Origin of the sequence: Paenibacillus sp. FSL P2-0121 (genome assembly GCF_037975345.1) — a bacterium.
Taxonomy (GTDB): Bacteria; Bacillota; Bacilli; order Paenibacillales; family Paenibacillaceae; genus Paenibacillus_AQ; species Paenibacillus_AQ odorifer.
Genome location: NZ_CP150245.1, coordinates 838171 through 857280 on the forward strand (window position 1 = coordinate 838171; position 19110 = coordinate 857280).

Below are 19110 nucleotides of genomic sequence, written 5' to 3' on the forward strand. Positions count from 1 at the left end.
TCGACTCCTGAATGTTATAGATGAAAATTAATATTCAAATAGGCTACAGAAAATGAAAAAAATTACTGGATTTCTTTGAATATGTCTAATTGGTTCTCGCTAAGCTCTGGGCTTAAAGTCACACGAATAGTCTGCCGAACTTCCTCTAGAGTTTTACCAGATGCACTTAAAACATGACTTGGTTTACTTGAACTACAAGCTGATCCAGTGGAAAGGGCGACATGGCCGGCAAGCTTCTTAAGTAAGAGTTCGTTATTAACACCAATAAACTGTAAGCTAATTAAACCGGGGATTTTATCTTTTGTATCGCTGTTGAATTTAATTTTATTTCCTAGGTTGGTCTTAAAGATATTAGTTAAGTAATCCTCTAATTCCCTCAAACGTTTCACATTTTGCTCTAAATTAGCTGTAGCTAGTTCAGCAGCTTTGCCTAAGCCAACAATATTGTGAACCGCTAAGGTACCACTACGATAATTATTTTCCTGTCCGCCCCCATGCAGAAGAGGTGTAATCCGAGTATATATTTCTTTCGTCTGTTTTCGAATGATTGCTGCTCCAATACCTTTTGGGCCACCAATCTTATGGCCAGACATTGACAAGAAGCGAATTCCTTTTAATTTATTAAGATCAATAGGGACTTTTCCTATTACTTGTGTAGCGTCAGTGTGAAAGAACAAACCGTTATCCTTAAAGAGATCGGAAAGTGCATCAATTGGATTTAGTGAGCCGATTTCATTATTACCCCACATGATAGATGTAAGAAGTGGCTGAGCTTGCTCAGTCACTTCTTTTACTTTTTGAACATCAATTCTTGCGAACTGATCAACATCTATCAATGAAACCTCAAACCCACGCTCACTTAGGAAATTAAAGGTTTCTATTATAGAAGGATGCTCCACCTTCGAGGTGAGTAAGCGTTTATTCGTGATATTGCCGTCGTTATAATAATCGGCAATGCCTTTTATAATCATATTGTTACTCTCTGTTGCTCCGCTGGTAAAGATAACCTCGTCTGGATCGCAACCAAGCAACGATGCTATTTGCTCACGAGCTTTCGCGACAGCTTTTTTTGCATTTTCGGCTAAAGAGTAAAATTTACTGGAAGGATTTCCGTACTCCTCCTTGAGGTAAGGCATCATTGCCTCAAGTACTTCGGGGAGAATTTTGGTAGTGGCACTATTATCTAAATAAAGCATTTAGATTCCTCCTACATCCTATTAACTTAGTAAAGCTCGAATAAAGCGTTCAAAATTTCCAGTACTCTTAAACTCACCTGCTAAGGAGCGGATTCCTCGCTCTAAATGCGCATTAAAGTATCCAGGAAAGTAATCCTCGTCAGTTAATTGCTTCTCAGCAGCTTGTGTGATAAGGACCTTAAAAACATAGTCATATTCTCCCGTAACAGTATTTCGATTGAGCACGAGACCATCTGAAAAGTCTTTAGTAATAGGTATTACTTTATTATCAGTTGTACTGTTTCTAAGAGAGAGGCTAACAGCATAGCGGATTAGAATATTTGGTGTGATACCGGTTGATGCATGAAGTTGGGTAAGAATATCTTTAGCATATTTGGAGGTTCGCAAAGTAAAATTCAAAGTAGAACACTCTCCTTACTAAGGTTAAAATAGCGCCCTTTAACAATCTTTGCACTATCGAAGATTTCATCAAATTCTAAAGTGTAGAATCTAGCAGTATTACCTTTTATTAATTCAAATTGTTCGGCAGAGACCTCAGAATCGGTTGTAAACATTAATACTTGCTCTCCACATTTAGGAATAAAATGTTCGATTAATGCTTTCTTATGGTCTTGGTCTAGTCGTCCCATGAGCGTATCAAATACAAATGGGAGTTTCCAACCAGAGACTTTAAACATGGCCCAAATAACAGTAAGCATTAGCATTTCTTTTTCGCCAGCAGATAAACGTTCTTTCGTAATTTCATTTTTTTGGCGATCAAAGAGATGCAGCTCAAAGGTTAGATGATCGATATGAATTCGTTCAATATAAGCTTTTTTTCGAAAAAGAATATTAATCATTTTAGTTGACTCGTTGGCTACGTCATCTAACTTTTTACGCCATTGTCTTTCTCTAAAACGTTTGCTGACGTGTAAGAGCTTTTCGGTCATGACATAGGAATTTTCAGCTTTATGAAAGTCCCTGATTTTATCCGTAATTTTATTGTAAGTGATCATATGCACTCGGATAGCATCATTTGCTTCAAGAACTTCTTTAGTAGACTGTTCAATAAGTAATCTCAACTGCTCAACACGTTTTGTCTTATTCTCAATTTGCTCCAAGAGATCTTTAAATTCGCTAGAGTGATCATTCTGTTCTATTGTTTTTCGAATTACATGGGCTTGAACGAGCAACTCAGCGTTCTGATCGAAAAGTTGAAGGTAAAATTCAGGCTCTAACTTTTGAATTTGATTAAATAACTGCAGAATCTCACTACGTTGTGCGAAGGATGCGCGATGTAATAATTGGATATGCTCAGGCTGCATAATGTTTAAAAGGCCCTTATGTAGCAGATCAATATCAATATCTATAGGTTTTGTTTTATTTAGTTGTTGTAACTGATCAATAAGCTTAATTAGCTTATCTTTCTCTAATGAAGAGGTTATATATTCAAAAGATTCAGTTTCTTTCTCTAAATCAAGCTGTTTTACAACCTTACCAAGTAAATCTTTCGTAATGTAAAAAGGAAGGAGGCTGGTAGTAAGCGAACGTATTTTTTCAGAATTAGATTTGCGTTGATTTTCGATTGTATTCAATTCGGTGACTAATTCTTGTCGTCTATCTCTTAACAAACCCCCATGCGTATCAAAATCTCTTTTGTGCTGTTTAATTGCATCATTAAGAAGATCTATTTCTTGCTCTGAGTCGGAAATAATAGATTCTTTTTCACTAACGATCTTCTTATTTTCTATGATCTTTAATTCTAATTCTTCTTGATCTTTAATATCTTTGGCTGCAGTTGCATTTTGTTGCGCATATTGTATTCGATAAGACTGAAGATCTTTTTCTAAGTTCATAAAAAGGTCTAAGTTGAAAAGGATTTTTCCAGATTCACTAAGATATTCAGGGATCTTCTCTTCCGATACAATTCGAGAAATATCTTCGCCGTCGAAAAGACATAGTTCAAAGAGACGAGGGGGCATTTCCTCACGTAGTCGATTTTGAAAATCCGATTTTTCTTGATTATTCAATGATTTTCCGTTTCTAACAACGTAGAAATCTTCTTTGATTTTCTTATTTTTAATTCTCCAACTTCTTGTCAAGGTATAACTCTGGATTTCGAAATCCTCTGTGGAATCATACTGGATAATAATTCGAAAATCAGGATTGCTTTCTTCATTTATAGCTTTTCTATTAAGGAAGGATGAAATTTTTCGGAAGTACGGTTCATTATCATTCACAAATCCATAAGCCATTGATCCAAATAATACAATTCTAAGTGACTCTAAAATTGTTGTTTTTCCAGCTCCATTTTTTCCGCCTAAAAGAACTACATTTTTAGTTTCATTGGTCTTAAAATTAAATGTATTCTGATTCCCGAAGTAAGCTCCAATGTTACAGAGCACTAATTTTGTTATTTGCATAAAATGCTAGTCCACCTTTATAAATGCAAGAAGTCTTGCTTTAAAGTTTTATCAAATGCTTGGAATAATCCGCGTCTAACTTTTACTCCAGAATAATCTTTTTCTATTGAGATTAATTGTTTGAGTACGCTCAAGTTGATGCCCTCTTCTTGACACAATGTTTCAAGGTCAGTGAGTTGATCATCTTTGAATACAGGGCGATCATCATGGTTCCAATCATAAATTTCACCTGTTTCTTCTTCGACGATTAATGGCAAACGATCTTCCCACTGCAAGTCTTTATGCCAGTACTTACGAATGACTTTAAGTTCTTCAAGACTAATTAATTCAATAGTCGGATCGTGAAGCTCACGAATTTGTCTTTGTGCTCGTAATAATTGTCTAAGTATTTCTTCACGAGCTTTTAAGGTAAATGGGCCGACCCCAAGGCGCTTATGTGTGCCATCTTCTTCTCTAATTAGAATATTAAGTTCTTCTACAGTAGCTAAGTTAATGTTATTTGTGTTGAGGTATTCTTTTAGCTTTTCCTTATCAACTATCTCTTGTTCTGGTGTTGGTTCCTCGTGATACGGAAGTAGGTATACTTCACCATTCATCCGCTGTTTTTGTCTCTTCGTGTGATCTTCTCTAATTTGTACTAAGAAGTTTCTGAATTCGTAGAGAGGACGCAACCAATCCACTCCATTGTTAATAAACCCACTCAGAGCTTTATCTTCAGAAACAACTGTGCAAGTCCAACAACCGAAACGGCTATTTCCACAAGATCCTGCACTTTCTTTAACTTCTTTATCAACAACTAGTGGGCACTCGCTACTTGAATTCTGATACAGTTCGAGCAATTCATTGTTATCGTCACCCCAAGGGGATTCATACTGAAGCAAAAATTCCCAAACATCATCAACATCAAAGGCCCGAATTGGAGCAAACACAAATGCATTTCTTAATGTTGAATGACGCATTAGCTTTTTACCTTCAATAGTATGTGACTGCATTACTGCAGCTCGTGTTGAGCTTTCGGAGTCACGAACACCAAGTAGCATAATAACTTCACCAAATTGATCAACCTTATCGAGAATAAAGCGATTTGCAGGCTCAATCTTTAAACGGTCTGTACACCATCTGAATTTTTGACGAGGTGTTGGGTAACCTTTACCGATAATGGAAGCCCAAAAGGTCTGCTCAACCTTAGGACGGACCTTTTGCGTCTCAATTGGGAGACCAAGATTTAATGCTTTTTCTTGTATTCGACCTAATGTACGGGTGATTTTATCTATAATAAGTGGTGTTTCCACTTGGGTATCAGAAGAGATAACATAAACTTTTTTGTGCAGCTCAGAAGGATTAAGTTCTTGAAGTGCCTGAAAGACAAGTTGAACTACAGCTGTAGAATCTTTACCGCCGCTAAAACCAACAACCCATGGACGCTCGTCCATTAAATAAACTTCCTTAATCAACTCTTTTGCTTCAATGAATTTGGTACCAGTATTGAATATATTGAGTCCTAAATTACCCATTTATAGACACCTCCTTAAATTTGTTTTCAATCTTCTGTTCTTGTTCGGTGAGTGGGAGGTTGATTTTGGACTTAATCAAGTTTGCAGTCAACTGAATAGTTTCACCATTTTTATTAATTCTGCCAGTATTGCTATAAGCGCGTCCTTGCCAGTCTTTTTTATTTTCTCGACTCAAGTCGATGGTGTTGAGTTTCATAATATAGGACTGCCATTCATCCGGATGATACCGGTATAGATAATAGCCTATTATTCCAAGAGATTCCAGAAAAATCCCGTGAGCGACGATTGATTGAATACGTAGTTCTCGAGGTGAGATCTTCTTTTTAATAACTTCTTGCCACTCTGGGATTGATACACATAGTAACTCCCAAAAGGCGGTAACAAATTCTTTCTCTTGTTCAGATATAAGTTCGCCTTTACGTTTATTGATAAGACGAGAAGTTGTATTAAAAACATGGTTTAGCGCGAAAAGCTTCGGTGAATTCTTAGAAAGAGATACTTTTTCTCGGTCTGTATATCGTTCTAATAATGGGATATCAGATATTAAACTTTTTGTAATTAATGATAATTGATCTCGATGGTCATAAAGTATTCCGATTGATGATGTTGTATTGACGGCGTGACGATTCAAGTCTGAAAACATTTGTTGAGAGCGAGTAAGGCCAAAGTCATGAAAAAAGACCACTGAAATTGTTTCGTCTCCAAGCTCAGGAGAGATCCTCAGGGCTTCTTCGATTGCCGCTCTACGGTGTTGTCCGTCATTAATTAAAAACTTAGAATCAAGAGAGATAGTCAGTTGTCCTATGTCTTTCATCTCATCTGAAACTTCTTTGAATCTCATAGTACCGTCCACACTTGCTGTTAGAGAAGAGAAGATATAGTCCTTAGGATTCTCTAAAATATAATTGGTGATATCAGGAATCCGCGACCTATTCATTAGACGTTGTGCCCGATGCTCAACAGGAATTTCCTCTTCGTCAAACAGGAAAATTTTAGCTATTAAACGGAGTGGACACATGACAGTATAGAATTCTCTACCTGCTTGAATTCCTCTTAAAGCTGGGAAGGTGTAACTGAAGTTCATCAGCATTCTCCTTTATTACGTACGTAATAACGTGCAATATTTTTCATTTTAACTCAATACGAACAAATGTTCAACTAGTAAAGATCGTAAAAAAGTATTCTTTTTCTTTGAAGAATATAAAAATTTCTTTAAATAGGCACTCAGTTAGAACCTTTAGATATTGAGTATAATATTAAAAATGGTTAAGAGTGCAAGCCATAAATATACTGTAAGGATAGAAGAAAGGGGGAATGGAAGTTTCCGTGAGGCTTTTTCTTTATATTCAGCTAGGTCTATATCTCCGCCCAGCGGATTTGAGAGCCTATAGCACTATCAGTAACCTGTTAGAAAAGTTGCATTTTCTCTATCAGTTAAAAAACGAGTTTCTGGCCAATACATCTCATGAACTGAAGACACCGTTACACGGCATAGTTACATCTCCAATCTAATGCTGGAGGACGTTGTGGTGCATTTACAACACAACTATATGGTAAATAGCTTATTCCATCTACATCAAAGGCCCCTTCCGCCGTTTTCGGCAGAAGGGGCCTTTGATGTATGAAGGTTAAGTTTCAATCTGATTGGTGCTTTGAGGGATATACACATCGTTGTGATTTTTCAATTACAATCTATACAGTCTTTGAATTCGAAAAGATATGCAACAACGTTAATTTTTAGAAGTTGCTACTTTTCATCCTTACTTAACCCAATAGCAGCAATCACTTTTCGAGTTACCTGAGTGAGTGCTGTTATTTCTTCTGCACTTTTACTGCTTAGCAAAGCCATATGTTCATCCAACGCCTTGCGACGCTGTGTCTCATCCTCGAATCGAAAGAATTCTATAGCTGGAACATCAAACGCCGCAATAATTTTTTCTAGTGTCTCTAATGAGATATTTCGATCTCCTCGTTCGACACCACCTATGTAACTGTAGTGAAGCGAAGCAGCTTCGGCAAGTTGTTCTTGTGTCCATCCTTTTGCTTTTCTAAGCTCGCGAATGCGATTGCCGACGCTTTCTGGTAAATTCATAGGATCACCTCTACATTAAGGTTAGAAGAGGAATGCTAACCGTAACAGACTATTAAAGGCAACTTGATAATCACTAAATCTGTACTTATTAGTACTTTTTATATTGACCCTCTAGATTACAAAATATACAATGAAGGTATAAATGGATAAAAAAGGGGGATTTACGGTTGCATCTCTCTATTCTTAAAGCCTTCAACCCGGATGTTCTTGTCGAAATGTTGGAAACTGCACATTACTTTGAAAAGTGGGATAAGCTGCTATACACTGCAGATATTTTGTATAGCTATGCCCAGCGTATATATGAAGAGCGACTGTACTATAAGGCGATGGGGACGACAATACCTCTAATTAAGATGCAGCATCCACTTGTTTATTATTATGGGTTCAGTCAACAGATGCGGGGAGTTGCATATCAACATCTGGGGGATTACGAGCAAGCCAGGGATAGCATTTACAGATACGTAGAACTTGGGTGGTTGGAGGATTTAGGACCGGACGGGCAAGAGATTGCTCGTGAATTTCGATGTTTGGCAAAAATGAATTTATATGCTGTAGAGATTTTATCTGGAAAAGTAGAACTTCTGCATGATTATGCTTGCTTTCTACAGACCTATCCCAATGGACTGCTTGATGGGCTGGTTGTAATTATGCAAACTGCGCTTAGTTTTGGATTGAATGTGGATGAGCAGTTGAGTCACTTAAATGATGATGTAAGTGAAATCAAGTTAGAACAAGATAAAACCGCGCAGTCGAAGTACAGAAGGTTTTGTTATCTGGTGGATTTATATAATATGCGGAAGGACTGAATATAATGGATTAATTACCAAATTATACATACTTAGTGGAGAAAATCTCATATAAAAAAATATTACTAATGTTCCATCCGTCCACGCGGTACGAAAGAATACTATGCCAACCAACTCGCGGGTAAAAATGTTCTTGTCGGCTCTGTTCGTGGCCCCAAACAAGTGGAGGTGGCCAGGCAGCATTCTTTTTACCATGTACCTGTGGAGAACCTTACAAGCCAGAAGATAATAACCCAGATCGAATATGTAGCTATGTGTCAATCCAGAAGGAAATTCTTCGATCCTGCAAAGACAGGAATTCATTGGGTGGGTAAAGTGGTAGATTGGGAAGTGGTGAAACGAAAGGAAATAAAGGAGATTGTCCCTGAGCCTCATAAGGAAGAGAAAGATTATGTTAGATTCACTGTCGAGGAATGGATACCTTTAAAGCCTCACATTGCTTTAGGGGGACAGGGAATAAATACAGTCCTTTACACAAGCAAATATGTCCTAGACCGAGCGCTGGAAATCGCGGAGCTTCGCTTAGAAACGGAGGAAGATCTTCGTGAATGGCGTGAGAAGCGCCGAAAGGGCAGAGTGAAGGTGAAGGTCGATCATGAGCAGTTTGTGGATTTAGGAAAGGTTGTGGAAGTTCGGAATATTTAAAGTTAGTGAAAATGAAGTAAGGTTATTGTCCTGCCATTTATCAAGCATCCCGCTGGATAATGGCAGGATTTTTAAATTGGGCAAATACAAAACATCCTGTTAATAGACGGTACTTGGAATGAACATGTTATGATAACAGTTATATAGAAAGAGATCACATGGAAAAGCTTATAGATGCACTGGATGTACAAGTGTTTTGTATAGATTCTGAAAGTCTTGAAGTACATAACTATGAAATCATTGAATTATAGCGCTGAGCTTCTCCCCTTCTCTCCCGCACAAATATCCACCCCGCAACTCAAGTATCGCCGCTTTTACGGATTGTGATCTTTCACCCTTTTTCCCACCATCCCACAATTATCAAAACATTTGTTAATGGTTTGGGCTTTTCTACGTATTAACTTATGTAAGTTTCTTCACAACAAATTGCGCAATTTGTTTAGCTTTTCGATGAAGGTGAGGTGGAAGGAGGGTGAAGATGGAAGTTATCCAGGGTACTGCGGACCGTTACAAGAATATCGAAAGATCACGTGGTGCCATGATGTCAAAAGAGGAATTTACCCGGATGTACGATACGTACTACAAACGTGTTTACAAATATATTAGTTATCGTATTAATAACCACCACGTGTCGGAGGACATTTGTAGTCAGGTGTTTGAGACGGTGATGTGTAAGTATTACAGCTTTTCAGAAGAAAAATCGAATTTTGAGGTTTGGCTGTTTGCCATTGTAAGGAACGCTGTGACGGATTACTTCCGGGGGCAGAAGAAAAGAAGCTACACCTCACTAGATTCTTTGCTGGAGCTCATATTTCCCAAGCCGTCTCCGGAGGAACTGGCGATTCGTGAGGATAATAATCAAGCACTGTTCAAGGCGCTCTCCAAGCTACGTGAGAAGGAACGTAATATCATTGCAATGAAATATGGGGCTGGGCTGAAAAATTCCGAAATTGCACAGATCATGGGAGTTAGTGAGTCCAATATCGGTGTCGTAGTATATAGAAGCTTGAAAAAACTGCATATTTCCTTAAAGGCAGGAGGGTTCAAAAATGAATAAGAAAGATGATCTCACCAAATTCAGCAAAACCATAGAACTGCTTGAGAATGCCGAACAGGGCAGCACTACCGCCAAAGAAAGAATCTATAACCGCTTGATATACAAATTGGACCATGGGGCACTTAACCCCCAATCAGAGATAAAGGACGGGATAACGATGAAAAAAAGCAGCTGGAGAAATGCAATAGTGATTGGCAGTGCAGTAATTTGTCTGGGTGGAGCATTCTCTGCAACCTCCTATGCACAGGATATGTTCCAGTCGATCATGGCAAAGTTTGAAGTGGGAAATCTCGAAATCACACAATACGATAAGGAAATCCCATCGGCTGCACAGTCAATGACTCCATCTGAAGATGCCCAAGGTGGGGAGAATGCGGTCATTGAATTGCCGGTTGCAGCTAAGTTGAGCCTAGATGAAGCACGTGCAGCACTTGGCATGAACTTCCCGGCACCCGACTGGATGGGAGATTATGAGTTTGTGAATTGTGTTCTTCAGGGGACCAGCATGGTTGAAGTGCAGTATAATTCCGGAGAGAATGCTGTGAATTTTCTAATCTCCAAGGGCGGGGACAATGGGATCAGCACTACGGAAGAAGTGAAGACAGAAGTAATTAACGGGACTAAGGTTTATTATGCAAATGGAATTGTGATTTGGGAAGAGGATGGCTATACAGTAGAGTTGTATTCCCAAGTAGATTTTGACCAAGCTACACTAGGGAAAATCATTGAAAGTTTTAACATTGGTGCGCCTGTTCAGCCTTTAGAGCAAGGTCAAGTGAAGGAGAACTTGCAAAAGAATGGCGCAGCAGTTGCAGCTCCGGCTCCGGCTGTAGATTCGGAATAAAAGACTTACTCTGGGCAGCAGCAGCCTATAGTTACACACAGAAGACGCGAGGGGATTAGTCCCCTGAGCGTCTTCTTTTTTGAGCACACTTTTATAGAACGTTCCCCAACCATTGCCACCCCCCAAAAACAAAAGTATAATTGATAATGATTATCAATTAATGAATGAATAAAGAGTTAAGTGCATTTATATAAGCAGTAAAGAGGTGACAGCATGCAAAAACAATCGCAGAAGACAGATTTAACTGAGGTTAGAAGATATATAGAAAAGAATTTCACGAAGCACCTGTCTTTAGCACATTTAGCTAATCTTTCTGGTCTTAGCTCCAGTTATTTTTCCTCGGCGTTTAAACAGGAATATATACAAAGTCCAATGGAGTATGTTACCCAGCTGCGGATTCAAAAGGCTAAACAATTATTGCAAAAGGAAGACGTTCGCTTGAAGTTTATAGCAGAAGCGGTTGGATATAGTGATGAGTTTTATTTTAGCCGAGTGTTCAAAAAGGTTGAAGGGATCTCGCCAACGATGTATTCCAGCCAGCAAAAATCAAATATCGGTGTTGTAACTGGGAACATGATGGGGTATCTACACGCGGCAGGGATCATCCCGTTTGCTGCACCTTTAAGTGCAAAGTGGACACCGTACTACTATAATTTGTGGGCGCAAGAAATCGAGCATAAGGTAACCTTGACGCAAAACAAAAATTATTGCAGCCCCAATGAGCTATTGCATTTGCCAATTGATCTTCTTATTTCTCCCAAAGATTTGTCGTCAGAGCTGGTAAAACGGATAGAGGATCATTTTCCAATCTATTGGCTGGATGATAAGCAAGATTGTTTAGTAGCCTTAACTGAACTTGCTGCCCGACTAAATAAACAAGAAGAAGCGAAACAGTGGATCACACAGTATAGGGCAAGATTGGAAGACGTTCGGCGCAGGTTAGACTGGACCTCTACACCACCTAAAGTTCTAGTTATACGTATCTATCAGCAGCAAATCTTTGCTTATTGTAATACAGGCATTCAGCATCTTTTATTTCAGGATTTGGGAGCGGAATCTAGTTATGAGCAGCCCGGTCTATATAATACTGAGATTACTTTTGATGAATTAGGTAAATTGAAGGTAGATAAGCTGTTTACGATTATTTGCCCCGATGATGAGTCACGAGCAACATGGCATCATTTGCAGAGAGAGGTTGGGTTCAGACAGTTAGAGGCTATTAAGCAGCAACAAATCTATGTTATTCACTCCGATCCTTGGTTTGAATATTCGCCTGTAGCTTTAAAGCGGATGCTAGAGGAAGTTGCAGTAATGATGATACCTTGAAAATGTACATGTCTAATCATAAGATGTTACATGGTCAATGCGTCCTATCTCTTATACACTCAATACTGAGAATGATTATTATTGAGAATATAGGAAAGAGGGAAGGTCTATCATGAAGGGGTTTAATACAAAAACAATAAGTTATGTTGTAATGGTTGGTTTATTATCCATTCTACTAACAGCTTGCGGCGGCAATAATACAGCTAATCAGCAAGCAACAGATACTCCAGTAACAACCAGTGAAGCGAGTGCAACTGCAACCGATGAACCCGCTGTACAAGAAACGGAAGTAGCGGCTAGAGATGCGTTTGTAGTAACAGACCAAGTAGGCAATACAGTAAACATTCCGGGGACTGTACAAAAGGTGTATGCCCCTGGTCTAGAGGATTACTTAGTTACCCTTGGTGTAACCCCAGTAGCCCAATGGTCCACGGGTGAAAGACCGCAGCAGTATCTACAGGATACGTTAAGTGGTGTAAAAGAAATCAGCTTCGCTAATGGTGTTCCCTCTCCAGAATCTGTAGTAGATTTGGAGCCGGAATTAATTATATTCCCCACTGCTTTTTATGCACAAAATGGTGTTTATGAAAACTACTCGCAAATTGCTCCAACTTACGTGTTTAAGAATGCACTCGGCAATGTAGTGGAGGCCACAGAAACGATTGCGAAATTGCTAGGTTTAGAGGATAAAGCAACAGAAGCTATTGCTGCTTACGATACAAAGCTAGAAGCAACTAAAGCACAGTTAGCCAGCGTTTCTGCCGGTAAAAAAGCAATTTATATTAATGCGAATGCCCGTGCAATCTTTTTAGTGGGTAACTTCCATTACGGGGGTTATGTGCTGAGTGAGCTAGGCTTTGCTCAAAGTGCTCTTGTAGAAGGAGAAATGTCCGCTGATATTTCGCTGGAAATGTTGTCTGATTTAGACGCTGATTATATCTTTATTAACGATAATGATGGTCTGGGAGATGCTTTCCTGGCAGACATTAAAGCTAGTCCTTTATGGAAGGCGCTGCCTGCAGTTCAAGCAGGTAAAGTGTTCGAGGTGGATGGCGATCACTGGAGATCCAGTGGATTAATTGCTTATCAAAAAACGATGGACGATATTGTAGCGTTCCTGCTGCCATGATTATCAAACCGTACGTAAAACCAAACTATGAAACGATGCTGATCACGAGTAAAGCTAATCATAAGGACTATGAAATCTTTATTGCAAAACCGTTGGATGAGTCTGCAAAAGATGGCTACGGCGTCATTTATGTTCTTGACGGCAATGGGATTTTTGAAACCGCTGCTGAAATCACCCGATTGCTGACGCGTAAGCCTAAAGGCTATCCACCCGCGATTGTTGTTGGCATTGGTTATCCTGGAGGTGAGGCGTTTGATACCGTGCGTCGAACCTATGATTTAACCATGCCAGCCGAGCTCGCGAATTTACCGAAACGTCCCAACGGGGAGCCTTGGCCTGAATTTGGCGGGGCAGATGAGCTGCTAGCTTTTTTTGAAAAAGAGTTAATGCCAGCCATTGCCCAGCGGTTCGTTATCAATAAGCAGAAGCAAGCATTGTTTGGTCATTCCTTTGGCGGATTATTTGTTCTGCATGCGTTGTTTACACAACCCACCTTGTTCTCACATTATATTGCAAGCAGTGCTTCCATCTGGTGGAATGATTACGCACTTTTAAAGGAATATGAGAATTTTAAAGCTGATTTACACAGCAATACGCCAAGTCAGTTACCTAAAACGCTTATGATTGCCGGTGGGGAAGAGCTGGATTATATGGTCAAGGATAGCTTGGATTTATGTAACAGCATGATGGCCTTACACCTTCCAAGCTTTGAAGTAAGCTGGGCATTGCTTGAGCAAGAGGAGCATGTGAGCGTAATCTCGGGTGCGATTAGTCGGGCCGTCAAATTTTTGCTTACCACATCCTCTGACTTAAGTTAGATAGAAATCATATTCGTTTGCATCTGAGCTGGCCCTTGGCTGGCTCTTTTTGTAAAGTGAAGGGAAAGGGTTGGAAACATTGGCCGCAAATGTTCAGAAATCATCACTAGCAGGAGAAAAAAAGTTCTTCTTTTTATTATTGCTAATCCTCATGCTCCTCCTATTAATAGGCGTATTAGTGCTTGCTATGGCCCTTGGCGCGAAAAAAATACCCTTCGCAGATGTATTCATGTCGATCATCGCTTTTGATGATAAGGCGTCTACTCATCAGGTGATCCAGTCGATTCGTTTACCCCGGGTACTTGCCGCTATGGCAACAGGCGCTGGATTTGCAGTAAGTGGAGCGATTATTCAAGGGATTAGTCGCAATCCTTTGGCCGATTCGGGGATTCTTGGATTAAATGCTGGGGCCGGGGTCACGTTAGTTATTGCTATGGTTTTCCTGCCGACGATTTCATTCACAGGTACACTTTGGCTCTGTATTCTAGGTGCGGGATTGGGCGCAGGTTTAGTCTTTAGTGTGGGCTTATTAAGTAAACGAGGCATGACGCCTATTCGGCTTGTATTGGCGGGTGCTGCCATCTCTGCTATGCTAACTGCCCTAAGTGAAGGAATAAGTATCTTTTTTTCAGTGGCTCAGCAGGTGGCTTTTTGGTATGGAGGAGGTTTAAGTGGCATTAGTATGGCTCATCTACAGCAAATGTTGCCTTGGATGCTTCTTGCGCTATTACTTGCCATCGTAATTTCAAAGTCGATTACTATACTTTCTGTAGGGGATGAGACAGCGGAAGGGTTAGGCGTTAATATAAAACTTATCAAAAATCTTTCGCTTTTAGCCGCATTCATGTTAGCTGGGATTTCATGTGCTTTAGCCGGATCTGTAAGCTTTGTGGGCTTAATTGCTCCGCATTTGGTACGTTACATAGTGGGTGTGGATTATCGTTATATTATTCCATTATCCGCAATTCTGGGAGCCACCCTTGTTGTGCTTGCTGATTTAGTGGCACGAATCGTAAATGCCCCTTATGAAATACCTGTAGGTGCTGTAATTGCGGTTATTGGTGTTCCGTTCTTTCTATATTTGGCTCGTAAAGAAAGGCGGGAGCTATAGTGAAGCTAAGATGGAAGTTTATAATTATAGCAATCATTTTACTGCTAGGCTTTATATATAGTGTATCTACTGGTCAAAGCAGCTTAAGCTTACAAGAGTTATGGCAAACCGTATTGGGAAATGGAACACCGAGGCAGGAGCTTGTACTTTTTCAGTTCCGTATTCCACGTATGATCTTGGGTTTTCTAGTAGGTGGCGCGTTGGCAATAGCAGGAATGCTGCTGCAAGCCATAAGCCGAAATGCTTTAGCAGACCCGGGCATATTGGGGATAAATGCTGGTGCTGGATTATCCATGATGTTATTTTTGCTGTTACAAAATAGCTCAACCGGCTTACATACTTATGTTCAGCCACTGTATGCTTTATTGGGCGGATTTATCGTTGTTGCTCTATTATTTATGCTTTCTTATGATCGCAATCAAGGCATTATTCCCATTCGATTAATTTATACTGGTATTGCTGTTGCGGCTGCGATTAGTGCATTTATGATTGTGTTAACCTTCGTACTAGATCCTTCGCAATATCAGATGATTAAGGTGTGGCTGGCAGGGAACATAGGGAATAGTAATTGGAGTCACGTGTATGCTATGCTGCCTTGGTTACTTCTTATTGTGCCTTTATTAATTCGGAATCATCTTATATTGGATGTACTAAGGCTTAACGATCCTGTAGTCATTAGTTTAGGGGTATCTCTAAATAAGTATCGTGTTTGGTTTTTAGTGTGTAGTGTATTATTGGCGGCACCAGCGGTTGCTGTCAGTGGGAGCATTGGATTTGTAGGACTAGTAGTTCCACATTTAGTTAGACGACTCTTTCGTGGCCATAAAATAATGATTCCCGCATGTTTATTAATCGGTGGCGGATTAGTTGTTATTGCAGATGCGCTTGGTAAAATGGTAGTAGCCAATACTGAAATACCAGCAGGAGTAATCGTGGCTTTAATCGGAGCTCCATACTTTTTATATTTATTGATTAAAAGTGAATAACTGAAAAAAGCTATTGTGTGATTGGTGCTGGAAATAAAAAAAGAATGCCTTGATTATGCTATAATCCAAGGCATTCTTTTTTATATCGTTTTCGTTTTCAGCTTTTCTAAAAGAACTTTCCACCAGTGTATAGATTGCTCAAGTTGAGAAGCGTAGTAGCTTTCCATGAAATCTACACTTTCACGTGTGGAGCTATCTACATCTATTTGCTGGTAGATTTGATTTAATTGATCTTTTTTTATAAGTGACTGTTCAATTTTCTTCTCGATAATCGGGATCACTTTATCAGTCTCTACAAAACGAAGATTCACAAGAGCGACAATCATATCTGAAATAGATTCTGCATCTTCTATTACCTTATAAATTTTGAGCGGGAGCTGCTTGCGCCCTTTATCGGTAATGGAAAACACCTGTTTGTCTGGACGATGTTCTTCTTTGATAATCTCTACCTGTTCAACTAAGCCCTGTTTCGTAAGAGATTCAAAGTGATAATACAGTTTGCTTTCAGATAGATTGAGCAATTTATCAAAAGGAATAGGGGTGGATAGTTCTTTTTTTAATTTATAAGGATAATTATTTTCATCCATTAACTTACTTAAGATATAAATTTGAATTGACATCACAGAACCCACTCCTAATTGTTGGCTAAACTCTATCTTACCAAACCTAGGCGGTTATTTCAGCTGTATTTTTAACTTCAACGGGCAGTATAGTTTCTTTAGTTACAGGTACAGGTTTATGAACAAACCGGACGATTACAATGTTAATAATCATAGCCCCGGCAAATACGCCTGCTAATCCCCATAAGAAGGGGGCTGGACTAATGGAACCAAACATTTGTGCCAAATAAGCTTGCACAGAATAATACATCGGGGTGATGCGGCCGAACCAATCGTATGGTGTATACATCATATCACGAGGCATGGTAGCACCATTGGCGATGGTTTGCATGAGCAGGATTGGAATATTTAAGACCATACCGCCTTCGCCAACTAGGAAGACCATAATCGCACACACGTTGAATGCAGCCATATACATTAGAATTTGCTGAGCAGCAACTGGTAACAGTAAGGATAGGTCTACATCTGCAACAGAGAAGGCAATGGTTAAAGCAACGACTGTTGATAATACAGCGATTAATAAAGCTGTGAATTGAACGAACATAAACAGTTTTGTCTTGCTTGCTTTCCCGCGGTTCGCTTTAAAAGAAGCAACTAATTGCATGGAGGCAATCATTGCCCCAACATAACCAGCCATAGTTAAGAACATAGGTAACATGTTGTTGTGCATGCCGTCCGGAACATCATTGATGACAACATAATTCCCGACATAACTATTTTCAATTTGTGTAGCCATTGCGGTGGCTTGTTCTTCTGGTACGTTAAAGTTCATTAACACACCTTTTGCGGTTTGCTCTGAGAAGTTCGCGCTTAATTGTTTGTTAATTTCTCCTACAACGGAAGACATGGCTGAAGATACCATGGTGGCAGAAGCTTCGTTGACTGTGAAATCAATACTTGCGGATACCTTACCGCTTTGAACGTTGGCTGAAAATTCTTCTGGAATATGGACAACTAGAGCTAACTTATTATGTTCTAATTCATCCATCGCTTTTTTATTCGATACATCGGTTTTTATCGTTTTGAATGGTAAACTCTCCGAGAACTGACTCGAAATCTGAGCCCCATATTGACCTGCATCATCATTGACAATAGCAATTTTTAAATCATCCATGTTCCCTGGAAGTGCTGTATACCCTGGTAAGAAAATACCAAGCATCGCAATGGCATAGAACACACCCATAAAAATAGAACCAATGGCCCCTTTGGACTTCAAAAACTGTGAAAACTTCAACTGTATTCCTTCTTTCTTCTAAATAACACTTTTATTTTAGTACTCCAATTAAAGTACTTTTAACTGAGCGAAATTTATAGTACGATAATTCATTAGAAATGTCAAATTTAAGATACAATGGGTAAGTAGTGAATGATTAAAAAAATGAATAACTGAAGGGACTTCGAATATGAACAAGGTTATTGTAATTGGTGCAGGCATATTAGGGGCTTCAGCAGCTTATCAGCTAAGTAAGTTAGGTGCTGAGGTCATCATTATAGATCGTAAGGATGTTGGACAAGCAACGGATGCAGCAGCAGGGATTATTTGTCCATGGTTGTCTCAACGCAGAAACAAAGCATGGTATCGTCTTGCTAAAGCGGGAGCAAGCTTTTATCCGGCACTTATTCAAGAGTTGGAAGAGGCTGGAGAAACCGAGACTGGATACGCAAAAGTTGGAGCGATATGTATCCATGAGGATTTGAAAAAGTTACTCGCGATGAAAGAAAGAGCGGAGCTGCGCAGAGAGGACGCCCCTGAAATAGGGGAACTTACGATGCTGACGGATCTTGAAGCGCAAGAGAAGTTTCCATTATTGTCGGAAGGTTACCATGCGCTGCATGTATCGGGTGCAGCAAGAGTGAACGGACGTGAATTACGTGATGCTTTGCTAAGGGCTGCTCAGCGTAATGGTGCGCAAATGATTGAGGGCGATGCTATTTTAGAACATGATGAACATGAAATTAAAGGGGTTAGTGTAGGAGAACAGACATTCACAGCGGATGAAGTGATTGTGTGCGCAGGGGCTTGGTCTAACGCTTTGCTTCATCCGCTTGGGATCATGCTTCAGGTGCGTTATCAAAAAGCTCAAATTATGCATTTGAAGCTTGCTCAACAAGCGAGTACAGAGCAATGGCCTGTGGTAATGCCGCCTACAGATCAATATATACTCGCATTTGCGGATCAAAATATCGTGGTAGGTGCTACTCACGAAAATGATGTCGTAGGTTATGATACTGCTGTAACCGCAGGAGGAATGCAAGAAATTCTAAATAAAGGTCTGCAAACGGCTTCCGGTCTTGCGGATTGTAGCCTAAATGAGATAAGAGTAGGGTTCCGTCCATTTACAGCAGATTTTCTTCCCGTGTTGGGCAGGGTTCAAGGATGGAATAAACTAATTGTTGCTAATGGACTAGGGTCATCCGGATTAACGATGGGACCCTTTCTTGGTGAGCAGCTGGCCAAGCTGGCCATGAATCAACAGGTAGATATTCAGCTTGAAGACTATGCATTAGAGCATGCGATAAATGAGTAGTAAAAAAGGAGGTCAGCGATTCGATCCGCTAAAGTG

The 19110-nt window shown here is 39.8% G+C and carries 19 protein-coding genes; 11 read left to right on the top strand and 8 right to left on the bottom strand.

The window, feature by feature from the left end; all coding sequences use genetic code 11:
• Nucleotides 1-62 precede the first annotated feature (62 nt).
• From MKY54_RS03590 to dndB, 5 genes are read right to left on the bottom strand one after another with little or no spacing between them, the layout of a single operon-like run.
• Complete coding sequence (locus MKY54_RS03590) at nucleotides 63-1196, bottom strand: cysteine desulfurase family protein (RefSeq protein ID WP_339189526.1); 1134 nt, start codon at nucleotides 1194-1196, stop codon at nucleotides 63-65.
• 21 nt (nucleotides 1197-1217) lie between these two features.
• The gene (gene dndE / locus MKY54_RS03595) at nucleotides 1218-1595 is read right to left on the bottom strand and encodes a DNA sulfur modification protein DndE (protein ID WP_339189527.1); all 378 of its coding nucleotides are present in this window, start codon (nucleotides 1593-1595) and stop codon (nucleotides 1218-1220) included.
• Nucleotides 1592-3598, bottom strand: a complete 2007-nt coding sequence (gene dndD, locus MKY54_RS03600; RefSeq protein WP_339189528.1) for a DNA sulfur modification protein DndD — start codon at nucleotides 3596-3598, stop codon at nucleotides 1592-1594. Before dndD ends, dndE begins: the two co-directional genes overlap by 4 nt.
• 17 nt (nucleotides 3599-3615) lie before the next feature.
• The gene (dndC, locus tag MKY54_RS03605) at nucleotides 3616-5112 is read right to left on the bottom strand and encodes a DNA phosphorothioation system sulfurtransferase DndC (RefSeq protein ID WP_339189530.1); all 1497 of its coding nucleotides are present in this window, start codon (nucleotides 5110-5112) and stop codon (nucleotides 3616-3618) included.
• The gene (dndB, locus tag MKY54_RS03610; protein ID WP_339189532.1) at nucleotides 5105-6196 is read right to left on the bottom strand and encodes a DNA sulfur modification protein DndB; all 1092 of its coding nucleotides are present in this window, start codon (nucleotides 6194-6196) and stop codon (nucleotides 5105-5107) included. Before dndB ends, dndC begins: the two co-directional genes overlap by 8 nt.
• A gap of 230 nt (nucleotides 6197-6426) precedes the next feature.
• Here dndB and MKY54_RS03615 point away from each other — a divergent pair, with 230 nt between their 5' ends.
• The gene (locus MKY54_RS03615) at nucleotides 6427-6624 is read left to right on the top strand and encodes a histidine kinase dimerization/phospho-acceptor domain-containing protein (RefSeq protein ID WP_339189534.1); all 198 of its coding nucleotides are present in this window, start codon (nucleotides 6427-6429) and stop codon (nucleotides 6622-6624) included.
• Nucleotides 6625-6859: 235 nt separating this feature from the next.
• On the opposite strand, the gene MKY54_RS03620 is transcribed toward MKY54_RS03615, so the two are convergent.
• Nucleotides 6860-7204, bottom strand: coding sequence for a helix-turn-helix transcriptional regulator (locus MKY54_RS03620; RefSeq protein ID WP_339189535.1), 345 nt, complete (start codon nucleotides 7202-7204; stop codon nucleotides 6860-6862).
• Nucleotides 7205-7371: 167 nt separating this feature from the next.
• On the opposite strand from MKY54_RS03620, the gene MKY54_RS03625 reads away from it, so the two are divergent.
• From MKY54_RS03625 to MKY54_RS03665, 9 genes are all read left to right on the top strand, one after another.
• Nucleotides 7372-8010 (top strand): DNA-binding protein, encoded by a 639-nt coding sequence (locus MKY54_RS03625; protein WP_339189537.1) that lies wholly within the window; start codon nucleotides 7372-7374, stop codon nucleotides 8008-8010.
• Nucleotides 8011-8211: 201 nt separating this feature from the next.
• Nucleotides 8212-8655 carry a hypothetical protein gene (locus tag MKY54_RS03630; RefSeq protein WP_339189538.1) on the top strand — a complete coding sequence of 148 codons (444 nt, stop codon included), beginning with the start codon at nucleotides 8212-8214 and terminating at the stop codon, nucleotides 8653-8655.
• 478 nt (nucleotides 8656-9133) lie between these two features.
• Nucleotides 9134-9712, top strand: a complete 579-nt coding sequence (locus tag MKY54_RS03635; protein WP_339189539.1) for a sigma-70 family RNA polymerase sigma factor — start codon at nucleotides 9134-9136, stop codon at nucleotides 9710-9712.
• Nucleotides 9705-10556 (top strand): hypothetical protein, encoded by an 852-nt coding sequence (locus tag MKY54_RS03640; RefSeq protein ID WP_280753637.1) that lies wholly within the window; start codon nucleotides 9705-9707, stop codon nucleotides 10554-10556. Before MKY54_RS03635 ends, MKY54_RS03640 begins: the two co-directional genes overlap by 8 nt.
• A 213-nt stretch (nucleotides 10557-10769) precedes the next feature.
• Nucleotides 10770-11882 (top strand): helix-turn-helix domain-containing protein, encoded by a 1113-nt coding sequence (locus tag MKY54_RS03645; RefSeq protein ID WP_280753638.1) that lies wholly within the window; start codon nucleotides 10770-10772, stop codon nucleotides 11880-11882.
• Between the two features lie 112 nt (nucleotides 11883-11994).
• Entirely contained in the window at nucleotides 11995-13011 is a 1017-nt protein-coding gene (locus MKY54_RS03650; RefSeq protein ID WP_339189542.1) for an ABC transporter substrate-binding protein, read from the top strand.
• Nucleotides 13008-13829, top strand: a complete 822-nt coding sequence (locus MKY54_RS03655; protein WP_339189543.1) for an alpha/beta hydrolase-fold protein — start codon at nucleotides 13008-13010, stop codon at nucleotides 13827-13829. Before MKY54_RS03650 ends, MKY54_RS03655 begins: the two co-directional genes overlap by 4 nt.
• A 70-nt stretch (nucleotides 13830-13899) precedes the next feature.
• Nucleotides 13900-14940: an iron ABC transporter permease gene (locus MKY54_RS03660; RefSeq protein ID WP_339189544.1), complete on the top strand. Its 1041-nt coding sequence runs from the start codon at nucleotides 13900-13902 to the stop codon at nucleotides 14938-14940.
• A complete protein-coding gene (locus tag MKY54_RS03665; protein ID WP_162164281.1) occupies nucleotides 14940-15926 on the top strand; it encodes an iron ABC transporter permease in 987 nt (328 codons plus the stop codon). Before MKY54_RS03660 ends, MKY54_RS03665 begins: the two co-directional genes overlap by 1 nt.
• 80 nt (nucleotides 15927-16006) lie before the next feature.
• Here MKY54_RS03665 and MKY54_RS03670 read toward each other — a convergent pair whose 3' ends face one another.
• Nucleotides 16007-16546: a helix-turn-helix transcriptional regulator gene (locus MKY54_RS03670; RefSeq protein WP_076128531.1), complete on the bottom strand. Its 540-nt coding sequence runs from the start codon at nucleotides 16544-16546 to the stop codon at nucleotides 16007-16009.
• Nucleotides 16547-16592: 46 nt separating this feature from the next.
• On the bottom strand, nucleotides 16593-17780 hold the full coding sequence (locus MKY54_RS03675; protein ID WP_339189547.1) for an ABC transporter permease: 1188 nt from the start codon (nucleotides 17778-17780) through the stop codon (nucleotides 16593-16595).
• A 169-nt stretch (nucleotides 17781-17949) separates the two neighbouring features.
• Here MKY54_RS03675 and MKY54_RS03680 point away from each other — a divergent pair, with 169 nt between their 5' ends.
• A complete protein-coding gene (locus tag MKY54_RS03680) occupies nucleotides 17950-19074 on the top strand; it encodes an FAD-binding oxidoreductase (protein WP_076128535.1) in 1125 nt (374 codons plus the stop codon).
• Nucleotides 19075-19110: the final 36 nt, after the last annotated feature.